Origin of the sequence: Klebsiella sp. K-Nf6 (genome assembly GCF_002806655.1) — a bacterium.
GTDB classification, from domain to species: Bacteria; Pseudomonadota; Gammaproteobacteria; order Enterobacterales; family Enterobacteriaceae; genus Klebsiella; species Klebsiella variicola.
On the sequence record NZ_PIBN01000009.1, the window covers coordinates 64,617 to 88,333 of the forward strand.

At 56.5% G+C, this 23,717-nt stretch carries 21 protein-coding genes; 20 read left to right on the forward strand and 1 reads right to left on the reverse strand.

The features are described 5' to 3' along the window. The first annotated feature begins 79 nt into the window (after positions 1-79). The 11 genes from miaB (at position 80) to CWM61_RS16270 (ending at position 13,340) form a co-directional block, all read left to right on the forward strand. Entirely contained in the window at positions 80-1,504 is a 1,425-nt protein-coding gene (gene miaB, locus CWM61_RS16220; RefSeq protein ID WP_012542448.1) for a tRNA (N6-isopentenyl adenosine(37)-C2)-methylthiotransferase MiaB, read from the forward strand. Between the two features lie 153 nt (positions 1,505-1,657). Further along, positions 1,658-2,704, forward strand: coding sequence for a PhoH family protein (locus CWM61_RS16225; RefSeq protein ID WP_008805649.1), 1,047 nt, complete (start codon positions 1,658-1,660; stop codon positions 2,702-2,704). Beyond that, a complete protein-coding gene (ybeY, locus tag CWM61_RS16230; protein ID WP_002894722.1) occupies positions 2,701-3,174 on the forward strand; it encodes an rRNA maturation RNase YbeY in 474 nt (157 codons plus the stop codon). Before CWM61_RS16225 ends, ybeY begins: the two co-directional genes overlap by 4 nt. Before the next feature lie 147 nt (positions 3,175-3,321). Next, positions 3,322-4,200, forward strand: a complete 879-nt coding sequence (gene corC / locus CWM61_RS16235; protein ID WP_004197606.1) for a CNNM family magnesium/cobalt transport protein CorC — start codon at positions 3,322-3,324, stop codon at positions 4,198-4,200. A 128-nt stretch (positions 4,201-4,328) separates the two neighbouring features. Beyond that, a complete protein-coding gene (gene lnt / locus CWM61_RS16240) occupies positions 4,329-5,867 on the forward strand; it encodes an apolipoprotein N-acyltransferase (protein WP_061155340.1) in 1,539 nt (512 codons plus the stop codon). 355 nt (positions 5,868-6,222) lie between these two features. Beyond that, a complete protein-coding gene (locus CWM61_RS16245) occupies positions 6,223-7,134 on the forward strand; it encodes an amino acid ABC transporter substrate-binding protein (RefSeq protein WP_074386536.1) in 912 nt (303 codons plus the stop codon). A gap of 164 nt (positions 7,135-7,298) precedes the next feature. Then, positions 7,299-8,039: an amino acid ABC transporter permease gene (locus tag CWM61_RS16250; protein WP_061155342.1), complete on the forward strand. Its 741-nt coding sequence runs from the start codon at positions 7,299-7,301 to the stop codon at positions 8,037-8,039. Continuing rightward, positions 8,039-8,713 (forward strand): glutamate/aspartate ABC transporter permease GltK, encoded by a 675-nt coding sequence (gene gltK / locus CWM61_RS16255; RefSeq protein WP_074386537.1) that lies wholly within the window; start codon positions 8,039-8,041, stop codon positions 8,711-8,713. Before CWM61_RS16250 ends, gltK begins: the two co-directional genes overlap by 1 nt. Next, entirely contained in the window at positions 8,713-9,438 is a 726-nt protein-coding gene (locus CWM61_RS16260) for an amino acid ABC transporter ATP-binding protein (RefSeq protein WP_008805645.1), read from the forward strand. The genes gltK and CWM61_RS16260 overlap by 1 nt, the downstream gene beginning before the upstream one ends. Positions 9,439-9,811: 373 nt before the next feature. Beyond that, positions 9,812-11,482 carry a ShlB/FhaC/HecB family hemolysin secretion/activation protein gene (locus CWM61_RS16265; RefSeq protein ID WP_100631546.1) on the forward strand — a complete coding sequence of 557 codons (1,671 nt, stop codon included), beginning with the start codon at positions 9,812-9,814 and terminating at the stop codon, positions 11,480-11,482. Positions 11,483-11,546: 64 nt separating this feature from the next. Further along, positions 11,547-13,340, forward strand: coding sequence for a filamentous hemagglutinin N-terminal domain-containing protein (locus CWM61_RS16270; protein WP_100631547.1), 1,794 nt, complete (start codon positions 11,547-11,549; stop codon positions 13,338-13,340). Between the two features lie 48 nt (positions 13,341-13,388). Here CWM61_RS16270 and CWM61_RS16275 read toward each other — a convergent pair whose 3' ends face one another. Beyond that, a complete protein-coding gene (locus tag CWM61_RS16275) occupies positions 13,389-13,871 on the reverse strand; it encodes a zinc ribbon-containing protein (RefSeq protein ID WP_061156401.1) in 483 nt (160 codons plus the stop codon). A 226-nt stretch (positions 13,872-14,097) separates the two neighbouring features. On the opposite strand from CWM61_RS16275, the gene leuS reads away from it, so the two are divergent. The 9 genes from leuS to mrdB all read left to right on the forward strand — a co-directional run bounded on the left by leuS (position 14,098) and on the right by mrdB (position 23,713). Continuing rightward, entirely contained in the window at positions 14,098-16,680 is a 2,583-nt protein-coding gene (leuS, locus tag CWM61_RS16280; protein ID WP_074386540.1) for a leucine--tRNA ligase, read from the forward strand. A 14-nt stretch (positions 16,681-16,694) separates the two neighbouring features. After that, positions 16,695-17,285 (forward strand): LPS assembly lipoprotein LptE, encoded by a 591-nt coding sequence (gene lptE, locus CWM61_RS16285; RefSeq protein WP_061155347.1) that lies wholly within the window; start codon positions 16,695-16,697, stop codon positions 17,283-17,285. Continuing rightward, positions 17,285-18,316 (forward strand): DNA polymerase III subunit delta, encoded by a 1,032-nt coding sequence (gene holA, locus CWM61_RS16290; protein WP_100631548.1) that lies wholly within the window; start codon positions 17,285-17,287, stop codon positions 18,314-18,316. Before lptE ends, holA begins: the two co-directional genes overlap by 1 nt. After that, positions 18,309-18,959 (forward strand): nicotinate-nucleotide adenylyltransferase, encoded by a 651-nt coding sequence (gene nadD / locus CWM61_RS16295; RefSeq protein ID WP_008805638.1) that lies wholly within the window; start codon positions 18,309-18,311, stop codon positions 18,957-18,959. The genes holA and nadD overlap by 8 nt, the downstream gene beginning before the upstream one ends. A gap of 72 nt (positions 18,960-19,031) precedes the next feature. Further along, positions 19,032-19,661: an adenosylcobalamin/alpha-ribazole phosphatase gene (locus CWM61_RS16300; RefSeq protein ID WP_100631549.1), complete on the forward strand. Its 630-nt coding sequence runs from the start codon at positions 19,032-19,034 to the stop codon at positions 19,659-19,661. Between the two features lie 222 nt (positions 19,662-19,883). Beyond that, positions 19,884-20,201, forward strand: a complete 318-nt coding sequence (rsfS, locus tag CWM61_RS16310; RefSeq protein WP_002894623.1) for a ribosome silencing factor — start codon at positions 19,884-19,886, stop codon at positions 20,199-20,201. Positions 20,202-20,204: 3 nt separating this feature from the next. Further along, positions 20,205-20,672 (forward strand): 23S rRNA (pseudouridine(1915)-N(3))-methyltransferase RlmH, encoded by a 468-nt coding sequence (gene rlmH, locus CWM61_RS16315; protein ID WP_002894620.1) that lies wholly within the window; start codon positions 20,205-20,207, stop codon positions 20,670-20,672. Positions 20,673-20,699: 27 nt separating this feature from the next. Continuing rightward, a complete protein-coding gene (mrdA, locus tag CWM61_RS16320; RefSeq protein ID WP_061155351.1) occupies positions 20,700-22,601 on the forward strand; it encodes a peptidoglycan DD-transpeptidase MrdA in 1,902 nt (633 codons plus the stop codon). Then, positions 22,601-23,713: a peptidoglycan glycosyltransferase MrdB gene (gene mrdB, locus CWM61_RS16325; RefSeq protein ID WP_008805635.1), complete on the forward strand. Its 1,113-nt coding sequence runs from the start codon at positions 22,601-22,603 to the stop codon at positions 23,711-23,713. Before mrdA ends, mrdB begins: the two co-directional genes overlap by 1 nt. The last annotated feature ends 4 nt before the right edge of the window (positions 23,714-23,717 follow it).

The following is a 23,717-nucleotide window of genomic DNA, read 5'->3' on the forward strand; positions in this document are numbered from 1 at the left end:
ATACGCGCCCTGGAAAGCGAAATTCACCCTGTATATATCCCCGCGTTTTGGATATCTATTACTGAGCATGAGCAAGTCAATGACAAAAAAACTCCATATTAAAACCTGGGGCTGTCAGATGAACGAGTATGATTCATCAAAGATGGCCGATCTGCTGGATGCGACACATGGGTATCAACTGACCGAAGTGGCGGAAGAAGCAGATGTGCTGTTGCTCAATACCTGCTCAATTCGTGAGAAGGCCCAGGAAAAAGTTTTCCATCAGCTCGGACGCTGGAAGCTGCTGAAAGAGAAGAATCCGGACCTGATTATTGGCGTTGGCGGCTGCGTGGCCTCTCAGGAAGGCGACCATATTCGCCAGCGCGCGCACTATGTCGATATTATTTTCGGGCCGCAAACCCTGCACCGCCTGCCGGAGATGATTAACGCCGTGCGCGGCAACCGCAGCCCGGTGGTGGATATCAGCTTCCCGGAAATTGAAAAGTTCGATCGCCTGCCAGAGCCGCGCGCCGACGGCCCGACCGCCTTTGTTTCGATTATGGAAGGCTGCAACAAATACTGCACCTACTGCGTGGTGCCGTACACCCGCGGAGAAGAGGTCAGCCGTCCGTGCGACGATATCCTGTTTGAAATCGCCCAGCTGGCGGCGCAGGGCGTGCGTGAGGTTAATCTGCTGGGCCAGAACGTTAACGCCTGGCGCGGTGAGAATTACGACGGCACCACCGGCAGCTTTGCCGATCTGCTGCGTCTGGTCGCCGCCATCGACGGCATCGATCGTATTCGCTTCACCACCAGCCACCCGATCGAATTTACCGACGATATCATCGAGGTCTATCGCGATACGCCGGAACTGGTGAGCTTCCTGCACCTGCCGGTGCAGAGCGGTTCTGACCGGGTTCTGAATCTGATGGGACGCACCCATACCGCACTGGAGTACAAAGCGATTATTCGCAAGCTGCGTGAGGCGCGCCCGGATATTCAGATAAGCTCCGACTTTATTGTCGGCTTCCCTGGCGAAACCACAGACGATTTCGAAAAGACGATGAAGCTAATCGCCGACGTCAATTTCGATATGAGCTACAGCTTTATCTTCTCCGCTCGCCCGGGCACTCCAGCGGCCGATATGGTCGATGACGTGCCGGAGGAGGATAAAAAGCAGCGTCTGTATATTCTGCAGGAGCGGATCAATCAGCAGGCAATGGCCTGGAGCCGTCGCATGCTCGGCACGGTACAGCGCATTCTGGTGGAAGGCACGTCGCGTAAGAGCCTGATGGAACTTTCCGGGCGCACCGAGAACAACCGCGTGGTCAACTTCGAAGGTACGCCGGATATGGTCGGTAAATTCGTCGATGTTGAAATCGTCGATGTTTACACCAACTCGCTGCGCGGCAAAATCGTGCGTACCGAGGCGGAGATGGGTCTGCGTATCGCTGAATCACCTGAATCAGTGATTGCCCGCACCCGTAAAGAGAACGATCTTGGCGTGGGTATCTATCAGCCGTGATCCCTTCAGGCCTGTCGGTTCCGGCAGGCCTTGTAATTCCTCTCTCCGTCCCTATATCTACAGCAATGCTTGCGCCATTTTCCTGTGACGTAAATAATTTCCTGATTAGCCGGCCACGCGCCGCGTCCGGCCACCTGCGTAAAGAGGAACAGTTTGAACATAGACACTCGTGAAATTACCCTGGAGCCAGCGGATAACGCACGCCTGTTAGCCTTGTGCGGCCCGTTTGACGACAACATCAAACAGCTGGAGCGTCGGTTAGGCATTGAGATCAACCGCCGTGACAATCACTTTAAACTGACCGGACGCGCCATTTGCGTACACGCCGCCGCCGATATTCTGCGCAGCCTGTATGTCGATACGGCGCCGATGCGCGGTCAGATTCAGGATATTGAGCCGGAGCAGATCCACCTGGCGATCAAAGAAGCACGCGTACTGGAGCAGAGCGCCGAGAGCGTGCCGGAGTACGGGAAAGCCGTCAATATCAAGACCAAGCGCGGGGTGATCAAACCGCGTACGCCGAACCAGGCGCAGTACATCGCCAATATTCTCGATCACGACATTACCTTTGGTGTCGGCCCGGCGGGTACAGGTAAAACCTATCTGGCGGTGGCGGCGGCGGTCGATGCGCTGGAGCGCCAGGAGATCCGCCGTATTCTGCTGACCCGTCCGGCCGTCGAGGCTGGCGAAAAGCTCGGCTTCCTGCCCGGCGATCTGAGCCAGAAGGTCGACCCATATCTGCGCCCGCTGTATGACGCGCTGTTTGAGATGCTCGGCTTTGAGAAAGTGGAAAAGCTGATTGAGCGTAACGTCATCGAAGTGGCCCCGTTGGCCTATATGCGCGGACGAACGCTGAATGACGCCTTTATCATTCTTGATGAAAGCCAGAACACCACCATCGAACAGATGAAGATGTTCCTGACCCGCATCGGCTTTAACTCCAAGGCGGTGATCACCGGCGACATCACGCAGATTGACCTGCCGCGCAGCACCAAATCCGGTCTGCGCCACGCCATCGAAGTGCTGGCCGAAGTCGATGAGATCAGCTTCAACTTCTTCCATAGCGAAGACGTGGTGCGCCATCCGGTGGTTGCCCGCATCGTTAACGCCTATGAGGCGTGGGAAGCCGCAGACCAGAAACGTAAAGCAGAACTGGCCGCCGAGCGCAAACGCGAAGCCCAGGAACAGGAGCAAAAATGAGTCAGGTGATCCTCGATTTACAGCTGGCCTGCGAAGAGACCAGCGGCCTGCCGGACGAAGCCCTTTTTCAGCGCTGGGTCGATGCCGTCATTCCGCCATTTCAGGAGGAGTCAGAGTTAACGATTCGTCTGGTCGATGTTGCAGAAAGCCACGAGCTGAACCTGACCTACCGCGGCAAGGATAAACCGACCAACGTTCTCTCCTTCCCGTTTGAAGCGCCGCCGGGGATTGAAATGCCGCTGCTCGGCGATCTGATCATCTGCCGTCAGGTGGTGGAGCAGGAAGCCAGCGAGCAAGGTAAGCCGCTGGAGGCGCACTGGGCGCATATGGTGGTGCACGGCAGCCTGCATCTGCTGGGCTACGATCATATCGAAGACGACGAAGCGGAAGAGATGGAAGGCCTCGAAACAGAGATAATGCTTGCTCTGGGCTATGAGGACCCGTACATTTCCGAGAAGATTGCTGAATAGCCCCCTGCCGGATGGCGGCGCTTGCGCCGCATCCGGCCGCTGTTCCTGCATTTTACCAGCCTGATCGTCAGGCAACCCATGCCGTCCGGCGCTGAGTTTACGCGCGACGAGCGACAGTTAAATCAACATGAGAACCCAAACGACGCCATGAGCGACGACAATTCACACAGTAGTGACACAGTAAACAGCAAAAAGGGATTTTTCTCCCTGTTACTCAGCCAGCTTTTTCACGGAGAACCGAAAAACCGTGATGAACTGCTGGCGCTGATCCGTGATTCCGGGCAGAACGATCTTATCGATGAAGATACGCGTGACATGCTCGAAGGGGTAATGGATATCGCCGACCAGCGGGTCCGCGACATTATGATCCCCCGTTCACAAATGATAACCCTGAAACGCAACCAGACGCTGGACGAGTGCCTTGATGTCATCATCGAATCCGCTCACTCGCGCTTCCCGGTCATCAGTGAAGACAAAGATCACATCGAAGGGATTCTGATGGCTAAGGATCTGCTGCCGTTTATGCGCAGCGATGCCGAAGCCTTCAGCATGGAAAAAGTGTTACGGCCGGCGGTTGTCGTCCCGGAAAGCAAGCGGGTCGACCGCATGCTGAAAGAGTTTCGCTCACAGCGCTACCATATGGCGATCGTTATTGACGAATTCGGCGGCGTCTCCGGCCTGGTGACCATCGAGGATATCCTTGAGCTCATCGTCGGGGAAATTGAAGACGAATACGACGAAGAAGAAGATATTGATTTCCGCCAGCTGAGCCGCCACACCTGGACGGTGCGCGCTCTGGCCTCCATCGAAGACTTCAACGACGCCTTCGACACGCACTTCAGCGATGAAGAAGTGGATACCATTGGTGGGCTGGTGATGCAGGCCTTCGGCCATCTACCGGCTCGTGGCGAATCTATCGACATTGATGGTTACCAATTCAAGGTAGCAATGGCAGATAGCCGTCGTATCATTCAGGTGCATGTAAAGCTGCCCGATGACGCTCCCCAGCCGAAGCTGGAAGAGTAAGCCGCGGCGCTGAAGGTCACGGCCAGCCGGGAGACAGACCGTGGGCGATCCCCGGCTGTCCCCTCTCCCTGCTGGCAAACAGCATAGCCTGTGGCAACAGGCGTTAATTTACGGGACGATTAGCCTAAATGGTATTTGCCTCTCTTCTTGAACGTCAGCGCGTTCGTCTGCTGCTGGCGCTGCTATTCGGAGCCAGCGGAACGCTGGCTTTTTCACCTTATGACTTCTGGCCGGCAGCTATCGTTTCGCTGGCCGGTCTGCAGGCGTTGACCCTCAACCGACGCCCGCTGCAAAGCGCCGGGATCGGCTATTTCTGGGGATTCGGGCTGTTTGGCACCGGTATCAACTGGGTCTATGTCAGCATCGCGCAATTCGGCGGTATGCCAGGTCCGGTTAACGTCTTCCTCGTCGTTCTGCTGGCGGCTTATCTCTCGCTCTATACCGGCCTGTTTGCCGGCCTGCTCGCCCGGCTGTGGCCCAAAACCAGCTGGCTGCGGGTGGCTATCGCCGCTCCCGTCGTCTGGCAAATCACCGAGTTCCTGCGCGGCTGGGTGCTGACGGGTTTCCCGTGGCTGCAGTTCGGCTACAGCCAGATTGACGGCCCGCTGAAAGGTCTGGCGCCGGTGATGGGCGTCGAGGCGATCAACTTCCTGCTGATGATGGTTAGCGGCCTGCTGGCCCTGGCCCTCGTCCAGCGCAACTGGAAGCCGCTGGCTATTGCCGCGCTGCTGTTCGCCCTGCCGTTCCCGCTGCGCTATATCCAGTGGTATCAGCTGCTGCCGGAGCGCGCGACCCAGGTCTCGCTGGTGCAAGGCGACATTCCGCAGGCCATGAAATGGGACGAGAAGCAGCTGGTCAACACCCTGAAAACGTACCTGGCGCTGACCCAGCCGCATATCGGCCACTCGCAGCTGATTATCTGGCCCGAGTCGGCGATCCCGGATCTGGAGATCAACCAGCAGCAGTTCCTCAGCATGATGGACGATCTGCTGCGCGCAAAAGACAGTTCTCTGATCACCGGCATTGTCGATGCGCGTCTCAATAAGCAGAACCGCTACGATACCTACAACACCATCATTACCCTCGGTAAAGATAACCCGTACCGCTACGACTCGACCAACCGTTACAACAAGAACCATCTGGTGCCGTTCGGTGAGTTTGTGCCGCTGGAATCGATTCTGCGTCCGCTGGCGCCGTTCTTTGACCTGCCAATGTCCTCCTTCAGCCGCGGCCCCTACGTGCAGCCGCAGCTGATGGCGCATAACCTGAAGCTGACCGCCGCCATCTGCTACGAGATCATCCTCGGGGAACAGGTACGCGATAACTTCCGGCCGGACACCGACTTCCTGCTGACCATCTCCAACGACGCCTGGTTCGGTAAGTCCATCGGCCCGTGGCAACACTTCCAGATGGCGCGGATGCGTGCGCTGGAGCTCGCCCGCCCACTCCTGCGCAGCACCAATAATGGCATTACCGCGGTCATCGGCCCGCGCGGCGAGATCCAGAAGATGATCCCGCAGTTTACCCGCGAAGTGTTGACCACCACCGTGACACCCACCAGCGGCTTAACCCCTTACGCCCGCACCGGCAACTGGCCGCTATGGGCGCTGACGGCGTTGTTTGGCTTCGCTGCACTGCTAATGAGCCTGCGTCAGCGTCGCCGATAAGTCTCTCCGCCGGCGACCCCCGTCGCCGGCGTTTTTTCTCACCCTGTTTGCCATCCTGGCACAGTCATTGCTTTATTTTCCCTGGTAGCGACATCGTCCGACCCAGTGCAACCGGGTTGCACCATAAACGTTCGGCGGTCGCGCTATTTTGGTGCAATGGAAGATATTTGCCTCCCATTGGTGCGGAGCACTTCGCAAAAATAAACAATAAAACAGCAAAATCTTTACATTAAGCCAAACTAAATGCTAACAAACACATACAAATGCGGCACGTGGACGCGTGCCCCGAATAACAACACACACAATCACAATGGGTATCAATAGCGTCGCTAACGCTACGGATAAGGAGTTGGATATGCAATTACGTAAACTGGCCGCCGCAATGCTGGTCATGGGTGTGACCGCCGGTGTGGCACACGCAGAAGATGCCGCCCCGGCGGCAGGCCAGAGCACCCTGGATAAGATCGCCAAAAATGGGGTTATCGTTGTCGGTCATCGTGAATCTTCAGTCCCGTTCTCTTACTACGATAACCAGCAGCAGGTTGTGGGCTACTCTCAGGACTACTCCAACGCCATCGTTGATGCCATCAAGAAAAAGCTGAATAAACCTGACCTGCAGGTCAAACTGATCCCGGTCACCTCGCAGAACCGTATCCCGCTGCTGCAGAATGGCACCTTTGATTTCGAGTGCGGCTCAACCACTAACAACCTTGAGCGCCAGAAACAGGCGGCCTTCTCCGATACCATCTTCGTGGTCGGCACCCGTCTGCTGGTGAAGAAAGGCGGTCCGATCAAAGATTTCCCGGACCTGAAAGACAAAGCCGTTGTTGTCACCTCCGGAACCACCTCAGAGATCCTGCTGCATAAGCTGAACGATGAGAAAAAAATGAATATGCGCATTATCAGCGCCAAAGATCATGGTGACTCTTTCCGCACCCTGGAAAGCGGACGCGCCGTGGCCTTTATGATGGATGACGCCCTGCTGGCGGGCGAACGCGCGAAGGCGAAGAAACCGGATAACTGGGAAATCGTCGGCACTGCGCAGTCGAAAGAAGCCTATGGCTGCATGCTGCGTAAAGACGATCCGTCGTTCAAAGCGCTGGTCGATGAAACCGTTGCCCAGGCCCAGACCTCTGGTGAAGCGGCGAAATGGTTTGATAAATGGTTCAAAAATCCAATTCCGCCGAAAAACCTTAACCTGAACTTCGAACTGTCTGACGACATGAAAGCGCTGTTCAAATCACCTAATGACAAAGCACTGAACTAATTATAACAACCAGGGGCAGGATATCCTGCCCTCCCGATGATTGTCACAGCACGGACAGACTATACGGTGGCTGGTCGTTCCCCAGCCGCCGCGAATACCGAAACAAGCTGGACAACCGTCTTCGAGGGTAGCAATGGCTACCCTTTTTTTTCCAGGAGTCATGTATGTCAATAGACTGGAACTGGGGGATTTTCCTGCAACAGGCCCCCTTCGGCAACACTACCTACCTGGGCTGGCTGTGGAGCGGTTTTCAGATAACCGTCGCCCTCTCCATCTCGGCCTGGATCATCGCTTTTCTCGTCGGCTCACTGTTTGGCATTTTACGCACGGTCCCCAATCGTCTGCTCTCAGGGATTGGCACCTGCTATGTCGAACTGTTTCGCAACGTGCCGCTGATCGTGCAGTTCTTTACCTGGTACCTGGTGGTGCCGGAGTTCCTGCCGGAAAATATCGGCATGTGGTTTAAATCCGAGCTGGATCCGAACATTCAGTTCTTTGTCTCTTCCATGCTGTGCCTGGGGCTGTTTACCGCCGCCCGCGTCTGCGAACAGGTACGCGCCGCCATTCAGTCGCTGCCGCGCGGGCAGAAGAACGCCGGTCTGGCGATGGGGCTGACCCTGCCGCAAACCTACCGCTACGTGCTGCTGCCGAACGCCTACCGCGTTATCGTGCCGCCGATGACCTCGGAAATGATGAACCTGGTGAAAAACTCGGCCATCGCCTCCACCATCGGTCTTGCCGATATGGCCGCGCAGGCGGGCAAACTGCTGGACTACTCCGCTCATGCCTGGGAGTCTTTTACCGCCATCACCCTGGCCTACGTCTTCATCAACGCGGTGATTATGCTGATTATGTATGTGGTCGAGCGTAAGGTTCGCCTGCCTGGCAATCTGGGAGGCAAATAATGTACGATTTTGACTGGAGTTCGATCGTTCCGTCCATGCCTTATCTGCTGGCGGGGCTGGTGATCACCCTGAAAATTACAGTGATAGCCATTATTTTCGGCATCGTCTGGGGCACCCTGCTGGCGGTGATGCGCCTGTCCAGCTTTCTGCCGCTGGCCTGGTTTGCTAAAACCTACGTCAACGTGTTCCGCTCTATCCCACTGGTGATGGTCCTGCTGTGGTTCTACCTGATTGTCCCGGGCTTCCTGCAGAACGTGCTGGGCCTGTCGCCGAAGACGGATATTCGCCTGATCTCGGCGATGGTGGCCTTTTCGATGTTCGAAGCCGCCTACTACTCAGAGATTATCCGCGCCGGCATCCAGAGCATCTCCCGCGGCCAGTCCGGCGCCGCGCTGGCGCTGGGGATGACCCACTGGCAGTCAATGCGGCTGGTGATCCTGCCGCAGGCCTTCCGCGCCATGGTGCCACTGCTGCTAACCCAGGGGATCGTCCTGTTCCAGGATACCTCGCTGGTGTATGTATTGAGCCTCGCCGACTTCTTCCGTACCGCCTCCACGATTGGCGAGCGTGACGGAACCCAGGTCGAAATGATCCTGTTCGCGGGCGGCGTCTATTTTGTGATTAGCCTCAGCGCCTCGCTGTTGGTCAGCTGGTTGAAGAAAAGGACTGTGTAATGATTACCCTGAAAAACGTTTCAAAATGGTATGGTCACTTTCAGGTGCTGACCGATTGCTCCACGGAAGTGAAAAAAGGCGAAGTCGTGGTGGTCTGCGGACCGTCAGGCTCGGGTAAATCCACGCTGATTAAAACGGTAAACGGTCTTGAGCCCGTGCAACAGGGGCAGATTATCGTCGACGGCACCGTGGTTAACGATAAAAAGACCAATCTGGCCAAACTGCGCTCGCACGTCGGGATGGTATTTCAGCATTTTGAACTGTTCCCGCATCTGTCGATTATCGACAACCTGACGCTGGCGCAGGTCAAAGTGCTTAATCGCGATAAAGCATCAGCGCGCAAGAAAGGCCTCAAATTGCTGGAGCGCGTTGGCCTGGCAGCGCATGCGGAAAAATATCCGGCACAGCTCTCCGGCGGCCAGCAGCAGCGTGTGGCCATTGCTCGTGCCCTGTGCATGGACCCGATCGCCATGCTGTTTGATGAGCCCACCTCAGCGCTTGATCCGGAGATGATCAACGAGGTGCTGGACGTCATGGTCGAACTGGCCAACGAGGGGATGACCATGATGGTTGTGACCCATGAAATGGGCTTTGCCCGCAAGGTGGCGAACCGGGTGATCTTTATGGATGAAGGGAAGATTGTCGAAGATGCCGATAAAGAAGCCTTCTTTGCCAATCCGCAATCCGATCGCGCCAAAGATTTCCTCGCCAAAATACTTCATTAATGGTTTTTCTCTGCGCATACCGCCCGGTATGCGCAGCTTATCTTTCCCGCCATATTATTCGTCAATATTATTTATGCGGCTGCTTATCGCCACTACCATTTACGTACTAAATAAACCTCACCGATAAAACCTGAACTTATTTATTTAATCGATCAATTCATAAAGAATTCAATAATGAATTCGTGGATCTGCCTCACCACCGCCGCTAGCATATAACGCCTCGTAACAGGTTCGTCGCACGATTATTTTATTAATTGAATATAATATTCTTGCCTGACCTCGCCTGCGCCGAAATAAAGACCATCAGTGTTCTCTGCCACCCGCAGGATAACTGATGCGTCACCGAACCAATGAAACAAATGGATATTGCTTCATGTTAATTCGATCTCGCACGCTCACTGGGCTGCTGTGTATCACGCTGGCGGGCACCTCAGCCGCCGGGGCCGCACAATTGACCACCTCTGCTCACCAGACGGAGCAGGATAAAGCCCGTCAGGAGGCGCTGACGCCGCAGCAACAGGATTTTCAGTCTTCACAACAGCGCGTGGCGCCGCAGGGTATCCCTTTTCCTGAGGAAACGCATTGCAAATTGATCAACCGGGTCGATATCGACTCCGATAACCAGACGCTCACCCACCAATTACTGGCGAAAACGGCGCAGCAGGCGCAGGGGCGCTGTCTGGGTGGTGAAGGCATTCGTCTGCTGGCCTATACCTTGCAAAATGAGCTGATCGCGCAAGGCTACATCACCTCGCTGATTGATGTGCCCTCCCAGTCGCTGGAGCAAGGCATTCTCAGGCTGACGCTGCACTATGGCAAAGTGGGCGCTATCGACTATGCCGACGGCTCAGACACCACCCGCTTGTGGAATTCACTGCCAACCTCTTCCGGCACGATCCTGCGCTTAAGCGACCTCGAGCAGGGCATGGCCAATCTGCAGCGTCTGCCCGGCGCCACCGCGCACATGAAACTGCTGCCGGGGCAGCACGAGGGGGAAAGCGATATCCAGATTGCCCGCAGCCTGGAGAAAAAATGGCAGCTTGGCGCCTGGCTCGACGACGCCGGCAGCAAAGCCAGCGGCCGCTACCAGGCCGGCGGGGCCCTCTATCTCTATGACCTGACTACTCTCAACGATATCCTGTACCTTTCCGGCGGGGGGGATATTGAATTCAATCAGCATAACGACGGCAACCACAACGGCAGCCTGTATTATTCAATTCCCTTCGGCTACTGGTCATTGAGCGCCTACGGGGCATACAGCCAGTATCGCCAGCAGTTTAACGGCAACTGGTCGACGATGGATTATAAGAGCAAGAATCGCTACTACAGCGCCACGCTGAGCCGTCTGCTCTCCCACACCCGGCAGCAAAAAACCACCGCCGACCTGCGGATCGCCAAGAGTACCTCGCATTATTACTTCGGCGGCAGTGAACTACAGGTGATGCGCAAGCAAACGCCCTCCTGGGAGTTCACCCTCAACCACCAGCACTACTTTAACAAAAAGATTGTCGATGCCAGCATCGGCATCCAGCGCAGCCTGCCGTGGCTCAGCTCAACGCCAACGCCGGAGGAAAAGGCCGGGTTATACAGCCCGCTGTCGCGGATCGTGCATGGTAATATGCAGGCGCTAATGAAATTTGACGCCACCGGCGACAAATTTACCTGGGCTCCCCGCTTCAGCGCCCAGTTCAGCCCCGACAAACTCGCTTCCGATAATAAATTCAATATTGGTAGTCGCTGGAGCGTGCGCGGTTTTGACGGTGAAAACAGCCTGTCCGGCAATCAGGGATGGTACTGGCGCAACGATTTTATCTGGGATCTGCCCACCCACGAGCGGCAATTCTATCTGGGCGCGGATGTGGGTCGCCTTATCGGCGCCGATCTGTATCAAAAAGGCAAAGTGCTCTCCGGCGCCGTCAGCGGCTTGCGCGGACAATTATGGTCAACGCAATACGATCTGTTTATTAGCACCCCGCTCAGTAAGCCGGATAAGTTTCATAGCGACGCCCTGAATATGGGCTTTTCATTACAGTGGAGGTATTAATTCAGTCATTATCGACCCTTTCAGCTACGTTGTTTATTAATCTTAATTTAAAGGAATAAATGAAATGTTTAAGTTTAAAGCTTCTTATGTCGCACTGGCGGCAGTATTAACCTCGTCGGTGGTTTATGCCGACCCGACCAGCTATACGCATTCGTCCGGCGCCACGGTTATTGATATTGAAAAGCCGAACGCCGCTGGCGTCTCCCATAACCTGTACCGCGACTTCAACGTTGGCACCAATGGCACCATCCTCAATAACAGCGGCGATGATGTCAGCCACAGCACCTTTGGCAATATCGCCAAAAACAACAACCTGACCGCCGGCAGCGCCTCGGTGATTTTGAACGAGGTCACCTCCAAAAACGCCAGTAGCCTAAAGGGCTTTATCGAAGTCAACGGCCAGAAAGCGGACGTGGTGATCGCCAACCCGAACGGCATCACCTGCTCCGGCTGTAGCTTTGTCAATACCAACAAGGCCATCCTGACCACCGGTAAAGTCAACATGACCAGCGACGGCGCTATCGGCAGCTATACCGTGACGGGCGGCACCCTCACCATCGGCGAAAACGGCATGAACGCCGCCAACAGCTATGCAGTTCTGCTCGCCGACGCCATCAAAATTAATGGCAAAGTGCAGGCCAACAACGCCCTGGTCAGCGCGGGCAACTTCACCATGGATAACAGCACCGGCTCGGTGACCTCCGCCGGTAAGCAGGCCACCCTTATCCAGATGACGGTCAATCCGCAATACAGTATCGACGTTAGCAGTCTTGGCGGGATCGAGGCCAACAGTATCAGCATGGTCGGCAATAACATTGGCTTTGGCGTACGTAATAAAGGTTCAATTGTCGCGAACAGCACACTGCAGCTCACCAGCAACGGCGACCTGCAAAATAAAGGCACAATTAAAGGTAATGGCCTGCTGAGCACTATCTCTACAGCCAGCGGTGTGACGAATGAAGGTACCTTGTCCGGCGCCTATTATCTCATGCTGTCCACTCAAGGGTATATCGTCAATGTCGGCACCATGACTGGTGGACAACTCATTGCCTCCGCCAGCAGAAATATTAATAACGGCGATTCCGGGACAATGACCGGCACCAATGGTTTAAGTTTGACCAGTGGTACTCAAATCCGTAATGAAGCCAAAGCCTCTATGCTGTCCAATAACCAAATCTCTGCAACAGCAATGGGTGACTTTCTCAACGAAGGGAAAATCAGCGCCAAAAACACCACCCTCTCTTTTGTAGGCGATAGCTTTAAGAATACCGGTAACATCACTTCCACCAGCAAAACCACCGTTCAGTCTCTTAAGCAGGATGGCAGCGCCAATACGGGCGAGATCTATAACCTCGGCAATATCACCGGCGAAAATATCAACCTGCAGACCAACGGTACGCTGGCGCAAAGCAGCAATGGACGAATAGAGGCTACCAATGCCATTACCGCCCACAGCTACTGGCTGAATCAGAATGGTGACATGAAAGCCACCGATATCACCACCGATCACGGCGTGGTCAGTAACTCTGGCAATATCACTGCAAATAATATTTCTATTACTACCACTTCAGACATCACTAACGAAGGGCAGATCCGCAGCGCCGGCGACCTGACCTTAAATACCCAAAATAAAGGCGTGATCTACAACTATTCAACCCTCAGCGCGGGCGACAACATGACGTTAACCGCCACCAAAGTGGCCAATGGTGGAAAAAGTTGCGGCATAATGGGCCTGGCGAAATGCGGCGTAGGGACGTTAACTGCTGACAAGCTGGTACTGAACTCATCGCAGAAATATGTTAGCGACATGGGCGGGAAACAATATTTCAAGAGCACTGAAGTCAACACCGTGAAATAAGGCAGTCCACGATGCGCGAGGGTTCGCGCATCGTTTTTTTTGTTCCGCTTAGGGTTCAAAGGGCCGACGCTGAAACTGATCGTGGCCGCACTTCGGGCAGCGCGGTAGCACGTCTGGGGTATACACCGCCAGATGATAGTGGCACTTCTCGCACACCAGGTTACCCAGACCGACCACTTCGCCGCTGTGGTACACGCCGTGGTGATTCAGATCCTGAAAGACCTCCCGCCACTCGAGCTGCGTTTTGTCAGTGATATCAGCCAGCTCCTGCCACAGGCTCTCTTTGATCACTCGCATAAATACGCTATCGCTCTCGTCTTCATGACTCTCTTCGTAGCTGCGGGCAAACTCCTCGAGATCGCGCTTCACCGCCGCAATCACCGACTCGACCTCGCTCTGCGTGAGATCGCCGGCGCGGACGATTTTTTCACGCGCCTGTGTCACCAGCGCATCGATGTCTCGCTCTCCATGGCGGAGCCGTTCGCTGAGCGAGGAGACCAGTTCACGGTAATATTGAGCAACCTTGTTCATCATTTCGCCTCCGGTGTGGTTAACGTCTTCTGATAATAGACCTTATTCCTCTCCCGCTGTGTCTGACAAGCCACAGAGTCGCGAAATAATCAGCGCGGCTTTTGCCGATGTTAATGTGCGAAAGGCTGTTTTGACGGGGGCGTTTGGGCTATGCTATGCCGATCTGAAATAACACATCCATTGGCTACATTTTGTAGCTGTATTGAAAACAGGACCACTGGCTGCCATGCAAGAGCAATACCGCCCGGAAGAGATAGAATCGAAAGTCCAGCTTCACTGGGACGAAAATCGTACATTTGAAGTAACTGAAGACGAGAGCAAAGAGAAGTATTACTGCCTGTCGATGCTTCCTTATCCTTCTGGTCGACTACACATGGGTCACGTGCGTAACTACACCATCGGCGATGTGATTGCCCGCTACCAGCGTATGCTGGGCAAAAACGTCCTGCAGCCGATCGGCTGGGATGCGTTTGGTCTGCCGGCGGAAGGCGCGGCAGTGAAAAACAACACCGCGCCAGCACCATGGACCTACGACAACATCGCCTACATGAAAAACCAGCTCAAAATGCTGGGTTTTGGCTATGACTGGAGCCGCGAGCTGGCGACCTGCACCCCGGAATACTACCGCTGGGAGCAGAAGTTCTTCACCGAGCTGTACAAAAAAGGCCTGGTATACAAGAAAACCTCCGCGGTGAACTGGTGCCCGAACGACCAGACCGTACTGGCCAACGAACAGGTTATTGACGGCTGCTGCTGGCGCTGCGATACCAAAGTCGAGCGTAAAGAGATCCCGCAGTGGTTTATTAAAATCACCGCCTACGCCGATGAACTGCTGAACGATCTGGATAAACTGGATCACTGGCCAGACACCGTGAAGACCATGCAGCGCAACTGGATCGGCCGTTCCGAAGGGGTGGAAATCTCCTTTGACGTCAACAACTACGCCGATAAGCTGACCGTCTACACCACCCGTCCGGACACCTTTATGGGCTGCACCTACCTGGCCGTCGCGGCGGGTCACCCGCTGGCGCAGCAGGCTGCAGCGAACAATCCGGCACTGGCTGCCTTTATCGACGAATGCCGTAACACCAAAGTGGCCGAAGCCGACATGGCGACGATGGAGAAAAAAGGCGTCGATACTGGCTTTAAAGCCATTCATCCGCTGACCGGCGAAGCAATTCCTGTCTGGGCGGCAAACTTCGTGCTGATGGAATACGGCACCGGCGCGGTCATGGCCGTTCCGGGCCACGACCAGCGTGACTATGAGTTCGCCAGCAAATACGGTCTGAACATCAAGCCGGTTATCCTCGCTGCCGACGGCTCCGAGCCGGATCTCTCCGCGCAGGCGCTGACCGAGAAAGGCGTTCTGTTTAACTCCGGCGAGTTCAGCGGCCTCGATTATGAAGCCGGCTTCAACGCCATTGCCGACAAACTGGCTGCCATGGGCGTGGGCGAGCGTAAAATTAACTTCCGCCTGCGTGACTGGGGTGTGTCCCGTCAACGCTACTGGGGCGCGCCGATCCCGATGGTGACCCTGGAAGATGGCACCGTGCTGCCGACCCCGGAAGATCAACTGCCGGTGATCCTGCCGGAAGATGTGGTCATGGACGGCATCACCAGCCCGATCAAAGCCGATCCTGAGTGGGCGAAGACCACCGTTAACGGCCAGCCGGCGCTGCGCGAAACCGACACCTTTGACACCTTTATGGAATCCTCCTGGTACTATGCGCGCTACACCTGCCCGCAGTATCAGGAAGGGATGCTGGATTCGAAAGCGGCCAACTACTGGCTGCCGGTAGATATCTACATCGGCGGTATCGAACACGCCATCATGCACTTGCTCTACTTCCGTTTCTTCCACAAGCTGATGCGTGACGCGGGCATGGTCAACTCCGATGAGCCGGCGAAGCAGTTGCTGTGCCAGGGCATGGTGCTGGCTGACGCCTTCTACTATGTAGGCGAAAACGGCGAGCGTAACTGGGTCTCCCCGGTTGACGCCATCGTTGAGCGCGACGAAAAAGGCCGCATCGTGAAAGCGAAAGACGCGGCGGGCCATGAACTGGTGTACACCGGCATGAGCAAGATGTCCAAGTCGAAAAACAACGGCATCGATCCGCAGGTGATGGTTGAGCGTTATGGCGCAGACACCGTGCGTCTGTTCATGATGTTTGCGTCCCCGGCGGATATGACCCTCGAGTGGCAGGAATCTGGCGTTGAAGGGGCTAACCGCTTCCTGAAACGCGTCTGGAAGCTGGTCTACGAGCACACCACCAAGGGGGACGTTGCGGCACTGAACGTGGCGGCGCTGAGTGAAGATCAGAAAGCGCTGCGTCGCGATATTCACAAAACTATCGCCAAAGTGACCGATGACATCGGCCGTCGTCAGACCTTCAACACCGCCATCGCGGCGATCATGGAGCTGATGAACAAGCTGGCGAAAGCGCCGCAGGAAGACGAACAGGATCGTGCCCTGATGCAGGAAGCGCTGCTGGCGGTGGTGCGTATGCTGAACCCGTTCACCCCGCACGCCAGCTTCACCCTGTGGCGCGAGCTGAACGGCGAAGGCGATATCGACAACGCGCCGTGGCCGGTGGCGGATGAAAGCGCGATGGTGGAAGACAGCACCCTCGTCGTCGTCCAGGTCAATGGCAAAGTTCGTGGTAAAATTACCGTTGCGGTAGATGCAACTGAAGAGCAGGTCCGCGAGCGTGCCGGCCAGGAACATCTGGTTGCGAAATATCTCGACGGTAAAACCGTGCGTAAAGTGATTTACGTTCCGGGTAAACTGCTCAATCTGGTCGTTGGCTAAGCGCGGGAGGAAGCGTGCGATATCTGGTAACAATGTTGTTATCCCTGGCGGTGCTTGTCACCGCCGGCTGTGGCTGGCATCTGCGTAGCACTACGAAGGTGCCCACCACCATGAAAACCATGATTCTTCAGTCGAGCGATCCGAACGGACCGTTAAGTCGCGCGGTACGTAATCAGCTGCGTCTTAATGGCGTGGACCTGATTGACGCCAGCACGCTGCGTAAAGATGTTCCTTCTCTGCGCCTCGATGGTTCGTCGATTCAGAAAGATACCGCCTCGGTGTTCCAGGATGGTCGTACCGCGGAGTATCAGATGGTCATGACCGTTCATGCCAGCGTCCTGATCCCGGGTCACGATATCTATCCGATTACCACTAAGGTCTATCGTTCGTTCTTCGATAACCCGCAGGCGGCGTTAGCGAAAGACGCCGAGCAGGATATGATTATCCAGGAAATGTACGACAAAGCAGCGGAACAGCTGATTCGTAAGCTGCCGAGCGTACAGGTTGCAGATGTTGAAGCAACCCAGCAGGAAGAGAAACCGGTCGCCAGCAGCACGGCACCGGCTTCCTCGGGTAACCGCGTCTCCACCACTCTGGGTCAATGATGATTCGGTTGTACCCGGAACAGCTCCGCGCGCAGCTCACTGAAGGGCTGCGCGCGGCCTATCTGCTGCTTGGCAACGATCCCCTGTTGTTGCAGGAAAGCCAGGACGCCATTCGTGAAGCCGCTGCCGCCCAGGGCTTTACCGAGCACCACACCTTCACCATCGATAACAGCACCGACTGGCAGGCGATTTTCGCGTTAAGCCAGGCGTTGAGTCTGTTCTCCAGCCGGCAAACGCTGTTGCTAATCCTGCCGGAAAACGGCCCTAACGCGGCGATCAACGAACAGCTGGCGACCCTGGTCAGCCTGTTGCACGACGATCTGCTGTTGCTGGTTCGCGGGAATAAGCTGACCAAAGCCCAGGAGAATGCCGCGTGGCTCACCGCCCTGGCGCAGCGGGCCGTCCAGGTCAGTTGCCAGACGCCGGAATACGCGCAGCTGCCGCGCTGGCTGGCCGCCCGGGCCAAACAGCACCGGCTGCAGCTCGACGACGCGGCCAGTCAGTTGCTGTGCTATTGTTACGAAGGCAACCTGCTGGCGTTGGCGCAGGCGCTGGAGCGTCTGGCGCTACTCTGGCCGGACGGCAAGCTGACCCTGCCTCGCGTTGAGCAAGCGGTAAACGATGCCGCCCACTTTACCCCTTACCATTGGGTCGATGCGCTGCTGGCAGGCAAAAGCAAGCGCGTGCTGCATGTCCTGCAACAGCTACGCCTTGAAGGCTGCGAGCCGGCGATCCTGCTGCGCACGCTACAGCGGGAGCTGCTGCTGCTGGTCACGCTCAAACGCCAGTCGACGCACACGCCACTGCGCTCGCTGTTTGATAAACATCGGGTCTGGCAAAACCGCCGTCAGCTGCTCAGCGATGCCCTCGCCCGACTGAGCGGGGAACAGCTGCGCCAGGCGGTGACCCTCCTGACCCGTGCAGAACTGACCTTTAAACAGGATTACGGGCACGACGTCTGGCCCGAACTGGAAAGTCTTTCGTTGTTGCTCTGCCACAAAGCCCTGGCGGACGTTTTTATTGATGGTTGATATGACTCAGTTGCAGGCAATCTATGGCGGCACCTTCGATCCGGTGCATTATGGTCACCTCAAGCCGGTCGAGATCCTGGCGAATCAGATTGGCCTGAGCAAGGTCATCATCATGCCTAACAACGTTCCGCCGCACCGTCCCCAGCCGGAAGCCACCAGCGCCCAGCGCGTGCATATGCTTAAGCTGGCGATCGCCGATAAGCCGCTGTTCACGCTCGACGAACGCGAGCTGCAGCGTGACACCCCCTCCTGGACGGCAGACACGCTGCAGGCGTGGCGTCAGGAGCAGGGGTCAGAAAAACCGCTGGCGTTTATCATCGGCCAGGATTCGCTGCTCACCTTCCCCACCTGGCATCGCTATGAAACCATCCTTGATAACGTTCATCTGATCGTCTGCCGCCGCCCGGGTTACCCGCTGACCATGGCGCACGACGCGGATCAGCAGTGGCTGGATCGCCACTTAACCCACGACGTAGAGCGTCTGCATAACCGCCCCGCCGGGGCCATCTACCTGGCTGAGACGCCATGGTTCGATATCTCAGCGACGATTATCCGCCAGCGCCTCGAGCGCGGGGAATCCTGCGCCGAGATGCTACCGGCCACCGTGCTGGACTACATCCGCGAGCAGGGACTCTATTGCTGACCCCGGACTGGGCCTGATGCTAAAAAAGCGCTATCGTAGCGCCACGTCTCCACCGCCTGTCTGAGCATCATCATGAAATTATGGTTAGTTCGCCACGGCGAAACCGAAGCCAACGTTGCCGGGTTATACAGCGGCCACGCCCCCACTCCTCTGACGCCGCGCGGCGTCGCCCAGGGGCGAGCGCTCGGCGAACGGCTGCGCGCGGTGCCTTTCGATAAAGTATTCTGTAGCGAGCTGGCGAGAACCGGGACAACGGCCGATCTGCTGCTTGGCGATCGCCATATCCCGCGTGAGTGCCATGCCGCGCTCAATGAAATGTTTTTCGGCGACTGGGAGATGCGTCATCATCGCGACCTTCAGCGAGAGGATGCGGAAAACTATGCCGCGTGGTGTGCTGACTGGCAGCACGTGGCCCCCACCAACGGCGAAAGCTTTCAGAATTTTGCCCGCCGCGTCAGCGAATTCACCACAACGCTGGCCGACTGCCGCCATCTTGACCACCTGCTGATTGTCGGCCATCAGGGCGTTCTGAGCCTGCTGACGGCCCTGCTGTTGCAGATGCCCCCGGCGGCGATGTGGCATTTCCCGATTGCCCATGGCGCCTGGAGCCTCCTCGATATGCGCGACGATTTCACCACCCTGCGCGTATTAAATAGCCAGGCCGTCTGGCAGCCGCAAGAAGAATTCCCGCCAGACCATTGACAGGCCAGAGCAGGCTGCTATTCTCCGCTGCCGGGCAGCATCCGCCACAGCATGTTTGCAGAAATTGTTTTACAAAAATGGCGATGCAATCCGCGGCGAGGGATGGGATGATACCCCGCCACGAACGCCTGCCGACAGACATTTCACCCGACTTTTTCATCAGTTCAGGTATACTGTCAGGCTCTTTATCATTATCAATCTTCATGCACCCAGGGGGAACACTTGCAGGGTAAAGCACTCCAGGATTTTGTTATCGACAAAATTGATGACCTGAAAGGTCAGGACATCGTCGCCATTGATGTACATGGCAAATCCAGCATCACCGATTGCATGATTATCTGCACCGGCACCTCCACCCGTCACGTGATGTCCATCGCCGACCACGTGGTTCAGGAATCCCGCGCCGCCGGCATGCTGCCGCTGGGCGTTGAAGGGGAAGCCGCCGCCGACTGGATCGTCGTCGACCTCGGCGACGTGATGGTTCACGTCATGCAGGAAGAGAGCCGTCGTCTGTACGAGCTGGAAAAACTCTGGAGTTAATGCGTGAAGTTGCAGCTGGTGGCCGTTGGCACCAAAATGCCGGACTGGGTACAGACCGGCTTTAGCGAGTATCTGCGCCGTTTTCCCAAAGATATGCCGTTTGAACTGGTGGAGATCCCCGCCGGTAAACGCGGCAAGAACGCCGATATCAAGCGCATCCTCGAAAAAGAGGGCGAGATGATGTTGGCCGCTGCCGGTAAGAACCGTATCGTGACCCTGGATATTCCGGGAAAACCATGGGATACGCCGCAGCTGGCGCGCGAACTGGAACGCTGGAAACAGGACGGGCGCGACGTCAGTTTGCTGGTAGGCGGCCCGGAAGGCCTCTCTCCAGCCTGTAAAGCAGCGGCGGAACAGAGTTGGTCGCTCTCCACCCTCACCTTACCTCACCCGCTGGTGCGCGTACTGGTGGCCGAGAGTCTGTATCGGGCGTGGAGCATTACCACCAACCACCCGTACCACCGTGAGTAATGATGATCAGGGTAGACTAAGCAGCGAATGAAATTACAGAATTCTTTCCGCGACTATACGGCTGAATCCTCGCTGTTCGTGCGCCGGGCGCTGGTCGCTTTTTTGGGGATTTTGCTGCTTACCGGCGTTCTGGTCGCCAACCTGTACAATGTGCAAATCGTTCGCTTCAATGACTATCAGACGCGTTCGAACGAAAACCGCATCAAGCTGGTGCCGATCCCGCCGAGCCGCGGCATTATTTACGATCGCAACGGCACCCCGCTGGCGCTTAACCGCACCATTTATCAGCTGGAGATGATGCCGGAGAAAGTCGATAACGTGCAGCAGACGCTGGATGCGCTGCGTGACGTCGTCGATTTAACGGACGACGATATCGCCGGCTTCAAAAAGGAGCGAGCCCGCTCCCATCGCTTTACCTCGATTCCGGTAAAGATCAACCTCAGTGAAGTGCAGGTTGCCCGCTTTGCCGTCAACCAGTACCGCTTTCCCGGTGTGGAAGTCAAAGGCTACAAGCGTCGCTACTACCCCTATAACTCCGCGCTGACGCACGTCATTGGCTACGTCTCAAAAATTAACGATAAAGACGTCGACCGCCTCGACAAAGAGGGCAAACTGGCTAACTACGCCTCGACCCACGACATCGGTAAGCTGGGTATTGAGCGTTATTATGAGGACGTCCTGCACGGTCAGACCGGCTACGAAGAGGTTGAAGTGAACAACCGCGGCCGCGTCATTCGTCAGCTGAAAGAGGTGCCGCCGCAGGCCGGACGCGATATCTACCTCACCCTCGATCTCAAGCTGCAGCAGTATATCGAAACCCTGCTGGCCGGTAGTCGTGCCGCCGTGGTGGTCACCGATCCACGTACCGGCGCCGTTCTGGCGCTGGTGTCTACGCCGAGCTACGACCCGAACCTGTTCGTCGATGGCATCTCCAGTAAAGATTACTCCGGCCTGCTCAACGATCCGAACACGCCGCTGGTCAACCGTGCGACGCAGGGGGTCTATCCGCCGGCGTCGACGGTAAAACCGTACGTCGCCGTCTCGGCGCTGAGCGCCGGGGTGATCACTCGCAATACCAGCCTGTTCGACCCTGGCTGGTGGCAACTGCCTGGCTCCGATAAACGCTATCGTGACTGGAAAAAATGGGGCCACGGCCACCTGAACGTCACCAAAGCGCTGGAGGAGTCTGCGGATACCTATTTCTACCAGGTCGCCTATGACATGGGCATCGATCGCCTCTCAGAGTGGATGAGCAAGTTTGGCTACGGCCACTACACCGGTATCGACCTTTCTGAAGAGCGCTCGGGCAACATGCCGACCCGCGAATGGAAGCTCAAGCGCTTCAAGAAACCCTGGTACCAGGGGGACACCATTCCGGTGGGCATCGGTCAGGGGTACTGGACTGCCACTCCCATCCAGATGAACAAAGCGCTGATGATCCTGATTAACGACGGGGTGGTGAAAGTACCGCATCTGCTGCAAAGCACCGTGGAAGACGGCAAGCCCGTTCCGTGGGTCCAGCCGCATGAGCCGCCGGTGGGCGACATCCATTCCGGCTACTGGGAAATCGCCAAAGACGGCATGTTCGGCGTGGCCAACCGCGGCAACGGCACCGCGCACAAATACTTCGCCAGCGCGCCGTATAAGATCGCGGCCAAGTCCGGTACCGCCCAGGTATTCGGTCTGAAAGCTAACGAAACCTATAACGCGCACCGCATCTCTGAACGTCTGCGTGACCACAAACTGATGACGGCGTTTGCGCCTTATAACAACCCTCAGGTTGCCGTGGCGATGATCCTGGAAAACGGCGGCGCCGGCCCGGCGGTCGGCACCATTATGCGCCAAATCCTCGATCACATTATGCTGGGCGATAACAACACCACGCTGCCAAGCGAAAACCCGGCGGTCACCGCAGGGGAGGATCAATAATGACGGATAATCCGAACAAAAAATCGCTGTGGGATAAAATCCATCTTGACCCCACCATGCTGCTGATCCTGCTGGCGCTGCTGACCTATAGCGCGCTGGTTATCTGGAGCGCCAGCGGTCAGGACGTCGGCATGATGGAGCGTAAAATCGGCCAGATCGCCATGGGCGTGGTGATCATGATCGTCATGGCGCAGATCCCGCCGCGGGTCTATGAAGGCTGGGCGCCCTATCTCTATATTTTCTGTATTATTCTGCTGGTGGCCGTTGATGCTTTCGGCGCCATCTCCAAAGGGGCGCAGCGCTGGCTGGATCTCGGTATCGTTCGCTTTCAGCCGTCGGAGATAGCAAAAATCGCCGTGCCGCTGATGGTCGCGCGCTTTATTAACCGCGACGTCTGTCCGCCCTCGCTGAAGAACACCGCGATTGCGCTGGTGCTGATCTTCCTGCCGACCCTGCTGGTGGCAGCGCAGCCCGACCTCGGCACCTCGATTCTGATCGCTCTCTCCGGGCTGTTTGTGCTGTTCCTTTCCGGCCTGAGCTGGCGTCTTATCGGGATCGCCGTGGTGCTGGTCGCCGCCTTTATTCCGATCCTGTGGTTCTTCCTGATGCATGACTATCAGCGCCAGCGCGTGATGATGCTCCTCGATCCGGAAACCGACCCGCTGGGCGCCGGCTATCACATTATTCAGTCTAAAATTGCCATTGGCTCCGGCGGTCTGCGCGGCAAAGGCTGGCTGCACGGCACGCAGTCGCAGCTGGAGTTCCTGCCGGAACGCCACACCGACTTTATCTTCGCCGTACTGGCCGAAGAACTGGGGCTGATTGGCGTGCTGATCCTGCTGGCGTTGTATATCCTGCTGATCATGCGCGGACTGTGGATTGCCGCCCAGGCACAAACCACCTTTGGCCGGGTCATGGCCGGTGGTTTAATGTTGATTTTATTCGTTTATGTCTTCGTAAATATTGGTATGGTGAGTGGTATTTTACCGGTGGTGGGCGTACCGTTGCCGCTGGTGAGCTACGGGGGCTCCGCCCTGATCGTATTGATGGCCGGGTTTGGTATCGTGATGTCGATCCATACCCACAGAAAAATGTTGTCGAAAAGCGTTTAAAGGG